Below are 12343 nucleotides of genomic sequence, written 5' to 3'. Positions count from 1 at the left end.
GGAAGAGACATTCACTACTCTTCCTTTTCTTTATGAACTTTCAATTTTTAAGTATAAATTCCCGTCTTTCCCAAAAACTAACACAAGTAAATGATGTAAGTTAGGGGTGAGAAAATGTTCGGTTTATCATCTAAGAAATCAAAAAAGACTAATACAAAAACACTTTGTTCTATTCCAGAATTTATACAAACCATGAAAGAATCAAGCGATTTTGTCTCTTATAACATACTTAAAGATGAAACGTTGTGCTTGTTTTATTATAAATCTGTCGTGGAAGCACTTATTATTAAACAATTCATTTTAACTCCTATAAAAAAGGAATCGGAACAAATCCAAAACATCTCTGATTTATGTAATATCATCTCTATTGAAGACATTATTACCTCCCCTTCTATTGATGATATTCGTGAAAAATTATTAGGTGGATATATTTTAATACGCTTAAAAAACAATGCGAATCCTGATCAATATGCTTTAATTCGTGCCGAAAGTACTGTTTTAGGAAAACGATTATATAACGATACAGAAAATGAGTATAGTGTAATCGGGCCTAAAATCGGTTTCGTTGAAAACCTTGATACAAATATCCACTTATTGCGCCGAAATATCGTAACGGAGCAACTCATTTTTAAAGAAGTTACCGTCGGATCTATATCAAAAACGAAAGTAGCAGTTGCTTATATAGAAGGAATTACAAATGAACAATTTATCAACACCGCAATACAACGGCTAGAAGACATTGATTTTGATGTCCCATTTGATGCAACTATGATTGAGCAATTTATTAGTGATAATAGCAATTCACCTTTTCCCGTTCTATTACCTACAGAACGATTAGATCGAGCTGTATTTGCATTAATTAACGGAGAAGTTTTAATTTTAACAGATGGCTCTCCATATGCTTTATCAGGACCAACAACGTTACTGGATTTTTTCATTTCACCAGAAGATTATTATTTACCGTGGATGATTGGATCTTTTTTTCGTGTTATTCGTTTTTTCGGAGCTATATTTTCTCTTTTTTCCTCCGCTATTTATACAGCGGCTTTAACATATCATTATCAAATGATTCCTGCTGATTTACTAGGTCCTATTATTTTCTCGAGAGCTAACGTACCTTTCCCTCCTATTCTAGAAGCACTCTTTTTAGAAATTACAATTGAATTGCTTCGTGAAGCAGGAGCACGTTTACCAACGAAAGTCGGACAAACGATTGGGATTGTTGGGGGGATTGTAATTGGACAAGCATCTGTTGAAGCAGCTTTAACAAGTACAATTTTATTAATTGCAGTTGCTTTATCCGCACTTGCATCTTTCACAACACCGACTGTAAAGATGTCTTCTACTATCCGTTTATTACGCTTTCCGCTTATTCTTTTAGCCGGTGCATTCGGAGGATTAGGCCTTATTGTCGGATTTGTATTTATTTTAGCTCATTTAATTAAATTAAAATCACTTGGATCACCTTATTTATTACCTTTATATCCATTTCGTGGTTTAGGTACAGCAGAAGGTTTTCTTCGATTACCATTTAGCCAAACGGCTCAAAGACCTTCTTTTCTGAGACCAAAATCAAAATGGCGCTATAATCCAAACAAATCGAAGCAAAAACATGATGGTGAGAATGAATGAAGAAAATTTTATTGCACCTTATCATTATCTTCTTCGTTTTACAAACTGGCTGTACACAAACGTATATAGTAGATGCACAGCGTATTATTCATATTGCTGGATTTGATATCACAAAAAACAAAAGATTCCAAGGAACTATTCTATTCCCAGAGTACACACATGGTGTAAAGTCTAAGCCAGAGACTCAAACAACATCTGCCCGTTCACTTGAAACAATTGCTTCACGATTGAATGCGAAATCTCCTCACAATGTTGTTGTAGGTCAAATGCGTGTTGTCCTATTTGGAAAGGCTCTAGGAGAACGCGGAATGGGAGAGATTATTACTAACTTACAACGTGACCCAAATATCGGGCGTGATGTACAACTAGCAATTGTAGATGGATCGGCTGAAGAGCTTTTAAATTACGGAAAAAAAAATGGGTCTTTATATATCGCTGATTTACTCGAGCAAAATATAAGAAATGAGAACATCCCACAAACCACATTAAACATTTTTTTATATAATTATTACTCTTCTGTATGTGATGCCTATGTTCCTTATATTAAAATGGACGATAATCATTCTATCGCTGTCAAAGGACTTGCCTTTTTAAAAGGCGATAAAGTAGTCATGTATACAGATAAAAGACATTCTGTTTTAGCAAAATTACTTATTAATCCTACGAAAAATGGACGTTACGAAGCAGTAATAAAAAAGGATAAGCATAAAGGTATGGTTGTTATACAAAACTTAGCTGGAGAAAATAAGTATGATATAGATCAAACTGGCGACATACCAAAAGTAAAAATTCATTTAAAATTAAATGGATTAATTAAAAACTCTCCTAATTGGATTGATCTAAGAAAAAAAACAAATATCAATTATATAAAAAAACAAATTGAACAAAATGTTAAAAAAGACTGTGAAGATTTAATAAAACAATTTCAAGAAAAGGAAATTGACCCTTTAGGAATACGAGATGAAATTAGAAGCCATACGAGAAAATGGAATATAAAACAAATTCGAAATATGTATAAAAACGTAGCGGTGGATATAAATTTAGATCTTAATATTGTACAATCTGGAATCGGGGAATAGTGAGGTGAAATGAGCAATGAATACAATGAATAAGACAAAAACTGTCTCTCCATATTTTGCATTTATTTTATTGCATTCTCTCCAAATCGGCATAGGAATTCTCGGCTATCAACGTGTAATTTTGAAAAATGCAGGTTATGATGCTTGGATTTCTCTTATTATTGCGGGGATTGCAACTCATATTGTACTGTTTTGTATGTTAAAAATGCTTGAAAAAGACGGAGATTTAATTAGCATTCATACAACCACCTTTGGAAAATGGATTGGCTCTATATTTTCTGTAATTTTCACTCTTTATTGCTTATTATTTTGCCTTACTGTTCTTCGTACATATATGGAAGTAATACAAGTTTGGATTTTCCCTACCATTAAGTTATGGAAACTAACCTTTATGTTTTTATTAGTGACTTGCTATATTATAAAGGGTGGATTTCGCTCTGTAACCGGAATATGTTTTTGGGGAGTCGTTCTACCTATTTTCGTTGTATTCTTTTTAATTTATCCAATGAAATATGCACATTTCCGCAATATTTTACCTATTTTTACACATTCACCTTTTGACATGCTTATATCAGCAAAACACTCTGCGTTAGAGTTTCTTGGTTTCGAGACAATCTTAATCTTCTATCCATTTATTAAAAAAGGAAAATCCTTAAAAAGATGGGCCCATGCTGGAATTGCTTTTAGCACCTTAATTTATGTAATTTTAGCTATCGTATCTTTTATGTATTATAGCGAGGGACAATTAAACCGTACTATTTGGCCTACTTTAACGATGTTAAAAATAATTAAAGTTCCTTTTATTCAGCGTTTTGAATATATTATTATTTTCGTTTGGTTTTTAATTATTTTACCAAACCTTTGCTTAACTATTTGGTCATCATGTCAAACGATGAAGCGCTCCTTTCATATTTCATTTAAATTTACATTACCGTTTTTTATTTTCATCATATTTTCAGCTTCTCTGCTTTTCACAAACCGTGAAAGTATCAACACATTAAATACCATACTATCTCAAGCTGGTTTATATATTGTATACGCTTATATCCCAATTTTATTTCTATTTCATTCGCTAAGATGGCGCTTCAAAAATCAGTCAAAAAAATCTTCAACTGATACACCGTAATCTCTGATACAATTTGATTAATACATTTGTAAAGGGGACAAGCGAATGAAAAAGTATGTATTTTCTTTACTTGCAGTACTAAGTTTAATTCTTGCTGGATGCGGAAGTACTGGTACAAATGACCAAAAATCTTCTGAATCAAAAAAAGAAGAACATGACCATGCATCGCACACTCAGCAAGCTGACATTCAAGAGAAAACAAAAGGAGTCGACACACTTCCGGCCTTCCTAGATAAGCTTGATCCACAAATGAAAGATATCTACACCGTCGCTGGACAAAATGCAGAGCTATTAGATTGGATTCCATGCTATTGTGGTTGCGGTGAAAGTGTAGGACATAAAAATAATAAAAACTGCTTTATTCGTGAAATTAAAAAGAATGGTGAAGTTGTTTGGGATTCCCACGCAACGACTTGCGTCAATTGCCTAGAAATCGCAGTTGAATCTGCTTCCATGAAACAAAAAGGAAAATCAACGCTTGAAATTCGTAACTATATCGATAATAAATACAAAGAAGGTTATGGCAAACCAACACCTACGCCAATGCCAAAAGCTTAAAAAACGAGGAAACTCCTCGTTTTTTCTTTTCATTCACTTTTTTTCTTAACAAATTCTTTCAAGTGTATTTCCCCTTACTTATCACACACTATATATAACTCTCGGTAAGGAGGGTACACAGTGCAAACATACAACGACTATGATAAAGCTCTCTATTACACGTATTGCTGTAATTGGGATAAATTACTCGTTCTCATGGTTCAAACGAACGATCAATTATTTTCTAAGCGTATTGAGCATTTTTTACACGCTTATCAATACAGTAAAGAACTGCCAGAAGTTGATAAACAATTGCAGCTCCTATTTCAATATATTGACCACGCATCCCAAAAGTCGCATGTAGAAGAAGTAGAACAAATTCAAATGTAAAATATAGCGCTATTCTCTTCCAGAGAATGGCGCTTTTTTAAAATATTAATACTAATAAATGTTTCCTCTTATAAAACTTTTATTGATAAACATATTTTTTCTTTCTTTTCTATACCACTTCATACTATAATTTAGTATGTAACTATTATAAGAGAGGTATAAAATATGGGACGAGAAAAAAAGCAAGAATATGCTTTACTTACCGCATGGGGAGCTTCTTTTATTGCTACACTAGGAAGTCTGTACTTTTCCGAAATCATGAAATTTGAGCCTTGTGTCCTTTGTTGGTATCAACGCATTTTTATGTATCCATTCGTTTTATGGCTTGGTATTGCTGTAGCAAAAAAAGACTATCGCATCGCAAGTTATTCTTTACCAATCGCAACTATTGGCGCTTGTATTTCTTTATATCACTATGCAATTCAAAAAGTCGCAGCATTTTCATCTGCTGGGGCAGCTTGTGGACGTGTACCATGTACGGGAGAATACATAAACTGGTTCGGCTTTGTGACAATCCCGTTTTTAGCACTTATCGGCTTTATTACAATCGCTGTTTGTAGCTTTATTGTCATCAAAAACAAATAAGGAGATGAAAGAATGAAAAAAATGCTTATATTTGGTGGTATTATTATCGCCTTGTTCGTGGCAATTTTTGCAGTAACACAAATGGAAGAAAAAAATGCTACTAGCCAAAAAATTGATAATCCTACTGAAAGTAAGACAAACGGTTCTGACTACTACACAAATAAAATTTCTCTTTCAGATCTTCAAAAGAACTTAAAAGAGAAAAAAGAAGAAACAGTATACTTTTATCAAACATCTTGCGTTCATTGTCAAAAATTATCTCCTGTCGTAGTACCAATGGCTAAAGACTTGAACGTTGATATGAAAGTTATGGATATTGAAAAATTAGATGCTCCTTGGGATGAATATAAAATTCAAGGTACACCAACAATCATTCATTTTAAAGATGGCAAAGAAGTGAGCCGTATTAGCGGTGAACAGCCGAAAGACAAATTAAAAGAATGGCTTGAGCAAACGAAAAAGTAACGAGAAAAGGAAACTCCTTCTACACATGAAATGGGCGTAAAATCCCAAACTAATGTATAAGGAGGGGGTTTTATGCCAGAAGTAAGATGTTCTGTTTCCAACTGTTCTTTTTGGGGACAAGGTAACTTTTGTCAAGCAAGTGCAATCATCGTTCAGCCTGATGCAGATGAAACTGGTCAAACTGAAAATGATTCATATACAGCTGCTGTTTTAACAAACGAGACGCTAGAAAGTTCTGTAGCAACGAGTGTAGAGACTTGTTGTCATACATTTAAGCCTAGATATTAACAATTATTCCACCTCATATACGTGAGGTGGTTTTTTCTTTCCCTCTTCTTGTTTACGTCATCTCTAATTCTCCCTATAATAAAGTTAACATTTTTATGAATACGAAGGTGAAATACTATGGCTAAAACAATTGCAGATATCGCCAAATTGGCTGGAGTTGCAAAAAGCACAGTCTCTCGTTACTTAAACGGCGGATATGTAAGTGATAAAACAAAACTTAAAATCGAAGGTATTATTCAGGAAACAAATTTCTCTCCCAATACATTTGCTCAAAGTTTAAAAGCAAAAACAACAAATTTAATTGGTGTCATCATCCCCCGATTAGACTCCTTCGCTACAATGAAAACACTTATCGGGATTGATAAAACATTACAGGAAAATAACTATCAAATGCTTGTAGCAAATGCAAATCAAACAACCGAAACTGAAATACAAGCTATGGAAAACTTTATAAAACAAAGAGTAGCTGGCATTATTTTATTAACAAAAACATTAACGAATGAACATCAAAAAATTATGGCTAATTCAAACATCCCTATTTTATTCGTCGGGCAAGAATATAAAGATCAATATTGCCTCGTTCACGATGATTATGATGCAGCTTATGAGTTAGGGGCATACGTGTTATCACAAGGTCATCGACATATTGCCTATTTAGGGATAGAAAAAGATGATATTTCTGTTGGAATAAATCGAAAAAATGGTTTTCAAAAAGCAATTGAAAATTTAGAACCGGCTTGCAACGTTTCATATTACGAAACAACTTTCCGCATAGAAGATGCCATGAAACAAGTACAACATATTTTAGATAATAATCGCCCAACTCTTATCGTATGTGCTACAGATAACATCGCTCTTGGCGCAATGAAAGTGATTCACTCCCACTCCCTTTCTGTACCAGGTGATATTTCTGTAACAGGATTCGGTGGATATGATATTTCAGAAATGGTACACCCTAGCTTAACGACAATTGCGTTTGACTATGAGTATGCTGGAAAGCTTGCTGCCACTTCTCTTTCACAGCTTGTTGAAAACAAAACTATACCAAAAATATTACACTCTCGTTATACATTAAAAATCCAAGAAAGCGTTGACAAAATATAAAGGCGCTCTATAATAAAATTAAAACCGGTTCCACATTTTAAAAACAGGATTTTCAACATCATTTCCCTGTTTTTTATTTTAACTTATTGCGGAACCGGTTCCACAAGAGAAATTTATAGTAAGGGGGAATTTTTATGGATATGAAACAAATTGCAAATCAAGTATTACAGAACATTGGTGGAAAGGAAAACATTGTTCGTGCCACACATTGCGCGACTCGCCTTCGTCTTATATTAAAGGATGATACGAAAATAAACGCTGCAGAAATCGAAAACATCGATGGAGTAAAAGGTGCTTTCGCAACGACCGAGCAATATCAAATTATTTTTGGAACTGGCATAGTAAACAAAGTATATGATGAATTCTCAAAACTAATTGGAATAGCAGAACTAGATTCTACAACATCAAACGATATACCTAAGAAAAAAATGAATCCTATCGCCCGCCTAGCAAAGACACTATCCAATATTTTCGTTCCAATTATTCCAGCTATCGTCGCAAGCGGTTTACTTATGGGTCTACTCGGAATGTTGAAAGCGTTTAAATTAGTTCCTGGAGATCACTCACTTATCCAATTACTTGATATGTTCTCAAGTGCAGCTTTCATTATTTTACCTATTTTAATTGGAGTAAGTGCCGCTAAAGAATTTGGTGGAAATATTTTCTTAGGGGCAGTTGTTGGTGGTATATTAACTCACCCAAGCTTAACAAATCCTTGGACTCTTTCAAATGCAAAACCAACTGTTTTACATTTCCTTGGCATGGATATTGATATGATTGGCTATCAAGGTACTGTTTTACCTATTTTATTATGCGTATACGTTATGAGTACAATTGAAAAAGAACTTCGAAAACGTGTTCCGAACTCTTTAGATTTATTAGTTACACCATTCTTAACAATTATTATAACTGGCTTTTTATCACTTATTATTATTGGACCAATTGGATATAAAATCGGTGACGGTATTACGTACCTTTTAAATACAATTTATCAATTTGCAGGACCAGTAGCTGGTCTTATATTCGGTGGTCTATATTCAACAATTGTTCTTACTGGCTTACATCATAGCTTCCATGCTATTGAAGCAGGCTTACTCGCAAATAAAGATATCGGTGTCAATTTCTTACTCCCTATTTGGTCAATGGCGAACGTTGCACAGGGCGGCGCTACTTTAGCTGTCTATTTCAAAACAAAAAACAAAAAAACGAAAGAAATTGCAATTCCGGCAGCAGCTTCAGCATTTTTAGGAATTACAGAACCAGCTATTTTTGGTGTCAATTTAAAACTAGGTAAACCATTTATTGCAGCAGCTATTGGCGGCGCAATTGGAGGCGCTTACGTTGTTTGGATGCAAGTAGCAGCTAACGCATACGGTTTAACAGGTATTCCGATGCTTACAATTGTTGCACCTCTTGGCATGATGAACATGATTCACTATATAATTGGCTTCGCTATTGCAGTTATCACTGCTTTTGTTGCCACATTCATTTTATATAAAGAAAGTAAATAATAACGGGGTGAAAACCTATGTCAAAATATAAAACAATACTGCAATCTAATAAAGACGAATTACATTCTTTATATGAAATTGCAAACCAAGATTCATGGAAACCAATTTATCATATCCATCCACCATTTGGATTAATGAATGATCCTAACGGTGTATCATACTACAATGATGAATATCACGTTTTTTATCAATGGTATCCATTTGGTCCCATTCATGGAATGAAGCATTGGGGACATGTGAAGTCAAAAGACCTTATTAACTGGGAGCGTATGCCTGTAGCCATCATCCCTACTGAAAGCTATGAATCACACGGTGCATATTCTGGTAGTGCTATCGTAAAAGATGGCCTTCTTCATTTACTTTATACAGGGAATATAAAAAATCCTGATGATTCCCGTGATGCAAAACAATGTATGGCAACAATGGATTCACAATATACGATGACGAAATATAGTAATAATCCTGTTATTGATATAATTCCTGACGGATATACAAAACATGTACGTGATCCAAAAGTCTGGAAACATAATGATATGTACTATATGTTACTCGGTGCCCAACGTGAAAATACAACAGGAACTCTATTACTATACAAATCACAAGACCTATACAATTGGCATTTCCAAGGCGAAATTACAACAAATTTAAAAGAATTTGGATTTATGTGGGAATGCCCCGATTACTTCCAATTATCAGGGAAAGATGTACTTCTCTTTTCACCGCAAGGAATTGAAAAAGACGGAGAAAACTTTCACAATGTATACAATGTCGTTTATGCTATAGGTCATTTCGATATTAAAAATTTATATTTCCATATTGATTCCTATTACGAAGCTGATAAAGGATTCGATTTTTATGCCCCTCAAACTTTAGAAGACGCTACTAGTCGTCGCCTATTATTTGCTTGGGCAGGATCAAGTGAAATCACATATCCTTCTGATGATTATATGTGGGCTCATTGCCTAACACTTCCACGTGAATTAACATTAGAAGATAACATCATAAAACAAAAACCAGTTTCAGAATTAACAAAACTACGAACAACAAAAAAAGACATTTCAGGAGATATAACAGCTGGATTAAATGTATTATCAACGCTTGATGATGAAGGCTCCTATGAATTAATTGTTACACTTAAAACAGAAGATGCAAAGCGTTTTGGGCTTTCTCTCTTCCACAATGAGGAGGAATGTTTCCCCATTACATTTAATCGGGAACAAGGTACTATTTCTATAGACAGGGGCAACTTCTACCATCAATTTGGCGGAGAATATGGATTTGAACGCTGTAAAAAAATCGATATTCAAGATACGATAGAACTACAAATATTTGTAGATAAAAGCATCGTGGAAATTTTCTTATACGATGGTTCAACAGTCTTTACGTCCCGAGTTTTTCCTCGAAAAGACATGAAACATCATATCGCAATCTTTTCAGATGCAAAACTAAACTTTACCATCACACAATATAAGCTGAAAAGAGGGATTGTATGAGAAATGTCTTTTGTATAGGTGAACTATTAATTGATTTTGTGTGCCGAAATACTAACGTTTCTTTAGTAAACGGTTCAGATTTCGAAAAAAAAGCTGGTGGAGCACCCGCTAACGTTGCTGCTGCGATTACAAAATTAGGTGGACACGCTACATTTATGGGGCAAGTAGGAAACGACCCATTTGGTGAGTTTCTTGAACAAACTTTACAGCGTGCGCAAGTCGATACATCCATGCTCATAAAAGATAAACAAACAACACTTGCATTCGTATCCATCGATCAAGATGGCGAACGTGATTTTACTTTTATGCGTGGTGCAGATGGTGAATATCAATTCAATAGCATTGATTTATCAAAAATACAAACAAATGATTTAATACATTTCGGTTCAGCGACAGCTTTACTATCAAGCCCATTAAAAGAAACGTATTTCCAGTTGTTACAATATGCGAAAGATAACGGCCATTTTATTTCTTTTGATCCAAATTATCGAAGTGCACTCATTACAAATACAGAACAATTCTCTCAAGATTGTCTAACCTTTATAAAACATGCACACTTCGTAAAAGTAAGTCAAGAGGAAGCTACTATGCTCTCTAAAGAAAGTGATTTACAACAAGCTGCACTCAAATTATTAAATTATGGCGCAAAAGTAGTAGCTATTACACTTGGAAAAGACGGTACCCTTCTTGCGACAAATGAAGGTCAAACCATTGTCTCTTCTATTTCCATTCAACAAGTCGATACAACTGGTGCTGGTGATGCTTTCGTTGGAGCAATGTTATATCAGATTGCCCAAAGTGAACATACACTTTCGTATCATTTCAAAGACTTAACAGCGTTTATCTCCTTTGCAAATAAAGTAGGCGCTATCACATGTACAAATTACGGTGCAATTGCCTCTCTTCCATCATTAACAGATATAAAAGCATACGATTAATCGTATGCTTTTTTTACATTCCTCTCCAAAAATCATGCATAATAAAAAAGTACAAAATAACGAGAACGGCCGTCCCGCATAGGGTAATGCGCCGATATATACTCTTCTCTCCTTCCCTTGCTTTCACAAACGCCCAAATAAATCCGAAGAACAATATTAAATCAACATATGGAACATAAAAAGAAAAGACGAGAAACGCATATAAATACACGATAAATAAACAGGTCGTTACTAAGAAAACTTTAAACGCAAATTCACTTTTCATAATATAACCGCCCCCTATCTGTACTGTATTATATTCAGCAAAATACAATAGTTGCAGTTAAACTCCAAGTATAAATAAGCTACCGTCTATAATACGGTAGCCATTACGGAACATTGTATTTCCGTTTATATATATTACTTAAAATCGAAGAAGGAATTTGCTCGTAACGAATTTTCTCTCCTGTTTCATCTATAATATACGAATTGTTTCCTATATAATATATTCCATCTTTTCGTTTTGAGTACACTGGATATCTTTCATTTGGCAATACCGTTTTCACTTTCGTTAACTGTCCATTTGGTTCTTGCCAATATATATCCGCGCGGTCTACTAGCGTAAGTACTCCAATTTGTTCTTCTTCTATTTTTCGACCATTCCAGCTCACAACGCGATAACCAAGCTTATTCGCTTCATATTCGGGACTCGTATGAAAACGAGAAATGATTACTTTTGTTTGTAATTGTACTCGGTCATATAACCATTGTATATCCCTGTCATGCATGCGAATACAACCATTTGATTCCCTACTTCCAATCGTCCATTCCCGATTTGTCCCGTGAATCGCATATTCATTCTTATCTAGTCCCAGCCACCTCGTACCGAGAGGGTTATTCGGTGCACCCCCAGGTATTTTTTTTCGATGGTATTCTTTATTTTTAAATTTAGTTATAATACAAAAGTTACCTTCAGGCGTAGGTGTACGCTCTCTTCCAGTCGTTACTGGAAATGTTTTTGTGTAATTTCCATTTTCAAAAAAAGACAACTGGTTTGTCGCAAGATTTACTAATATTAAATGATCTGTATTAGCAAAAGCACTAACCGGTAGGATGAAAAATAATAGTATGACGAAACATGACTTTTTCAGCTATATCCCCCCTAGTGCTCACTATAATAAGTGGAATTAACATTACTTTGCTCTTATAAATGAAA

General features: G+C 34.4%; 14 protein-coding genes. 12 read left to right on the top strand and 2 right to left on the bottom strand.

Annotation, left to right across the window (positions count from 1 at the left end):
* The first annotated feature begins 114 nt into the window (after positions 1 to 114).
* From BAQ53_RS03640 to BAQ53_RS03585, 12 genes are all read left to right on the top strand, one after another.
* A complete protein-coding gene (locus BAQ53_RS03640; RefSeq protein WP_046946548.1) occupies positions 115 to 1632 on the top strand; it encodes a spore germination protein in 1518 nt (505 codons plus the stop codon).
* On the top strand, positions 1629 to 2711 hold the full coding sequence (locus tag BAQ53_RS03635; RefSeq protein WP_208906484.1) for a Ger(x)C family spore germination protein: 1083 nt from the start codon (positions 1629 to 1631) through the stop codon (positions 2709 to 2711). The genes BAQ53_RS03640 and BAQ53_RS03635 overlap by 4 nt, the downstream gene beginning before the upstream one ends.
* A 16-nt stretch (positions 2712 to 2727) precedes the next feature.
* Positions 2728 to 3837: a GerAB/ArcD/ProY family transporter gene (locus tag BAQ53_RS03630; protein ID WP_001095033.1), complete on the top strand. Its 1110-nt coding sequence runs from the start codon at positions 2728 to 2730 to the stop codon at positions 3835 to 3837.
* Positions 3838 to 3882: 45 nt separating this feature from the next.
* Positions 3883 to 4395, top strand: a complete 513-nt coding sequence (locus BAQ53_RS03625; RefSeq protein WP_000761025.1) for a PCYCGC domain-containing protein — start codon at positions 3883 to 3885, stop codon at positions 4393 to 4395.
* Between the two features lie 120 nt (positions 4396 to 4515).
* The gene (locus BAQ53_RS03620; protein WP_001195459.1) at positions 4516 to 4764 is read left to right on the top strand and encodes a YhdB family protein; all 249 of its coding nucleotides are present in this window, start codon (positions 4516 to 4518) and stop codon (positions 4762 to 4764) included.
* Between the two features lie 165 nt (positions 4765 to 4929).
* Positions 4930 to 5349 carry a disulfide formation protein C gene (locus BAQ53_RS03615; protein WP_000532266.1) on the top strand — a complete coding sequence of 140 codons (420 nt, stop codon included), beginning with the start codon at positions 4930 to 4932 and terminating at the stop codon, positions 5347 to 5349.
* A 12-nt stretch (positions 5350 to 5361) separates the two neighbouring features.
* Positions 5362 to 5814, top strand: a complete 453-nt coding sequence (locus tag BAQ53_RS03610; RefSeq protein ID WP_000738451.1) for a thioredoxin family protein — start codon at positions 5362 to 5364, stop codon at positions 5812 to 5814.
* Positions 5815 to 5886: 72 nt separating this feature from the next.
* Positions 5887 to 6102: a DUF1540 domain-containing protein gene (locus tag BAQ53_RS03605; RefSeq protein WP_001115482.1), complete on the top strand. Its 216-nt coding sequence runs from the start codon at positions 5887 to 5889 to the stop codon at positions 6100 to 6102.
* A gap of 117 nt (positions 6103 to 6219) precedes the next feature.
* Positions 6220 to 7206, top strand: a complete 987-nt coding sequence (locus BAQ53_RS03600; protein WP_001140399.1) for a LacI family DNA-binding transcriptional regulator — start codon at positions 6220 to 6222, stop codon at positions 7204 to 7206.
* 134 nt (positions 7207 to 7340) lie between these two features.
* Positions 7341 to 8717 carry a sucrose-specific PTS transporter subunit IIBC gene (locus tag BAQ53_RS03595; RefSeq protein ID WP_000367316.1) on the top strand — a complete coding sequence of 459 codons (1377 nt, stop codon included), beginning with the start codon at positions 7341 to 7343 and terminating at the stop codon, positions 8715 to 8717.
* 17 nt (positions 8718 to 8734) lie between these two features.
* On the top strand, positions 8735 to 10210 hold the full coding sequence (gene scrB / locus BAQ53_RS03590; RefSeq protein ID WP_000049745.1) for a beta-fructofuranosidase: 1476 nt from the start codon (positions 8735 to 8737) through the stop codon (positions 10208 to 10210).
* A complete protein-coding gene (locus BAQ53_RS03585) occupies positions 10207 to 11148 on the top strand; it encodes a carbohydrate kinase family protein (protein WP_001246642.1) in 942 nt (313 codons plus the stop codon). The genes scrB and BAQ53_RS03585 overlap by 4 nt, the downstream gene beginning before the upstream one ends.
* 13 nt (positions 11149 to 11161) lie before the next feature.
* Here the strand turns inward: BAQ53_RS03585 and BAQ53_RS03580 are convergent, their stop codons facing one another.
* Positions 11162 to 11413, bottom strand: coding sequence for a hypothetical protein (locus BAQ53_RS03580; RefSeq protein WP_000834195.1), 252 nt, complete (start codon positions 11411 to 11413; stop codon positions 11162 to 11164).
* A gap of 103 nt (positions 11414 to 11516) precedes the next feature.
* Complete coding sequence (locus BAQ53_RS03575; protein WP_208906933.1) at positions 11517 to 12278, bottom strand: L,D-transpeptidase; 762 nt, start codon at positions 12276 to 12278, stop codon at positions 11517 to 11519.
* Positions 12279 to 12343 lie beyond the last annotated feature (65 nt).

Origin of the sequence: Bacillus sp. B25(2016b) (assembly GCF_001679765.1) — a bacterium.
GTDB classification, from domain to species: Bacteria; Bacillota; Bacilli; order Bacillales; family Bacillaceae_G; genus Bacillus_A; species Bacillus_A thuringiensis_K.
The sequence above is the reverse complement of the archived record's forward strand: the minus strand, read 5'-3'. Positions and strand labels throughout refer to the sequence as shown.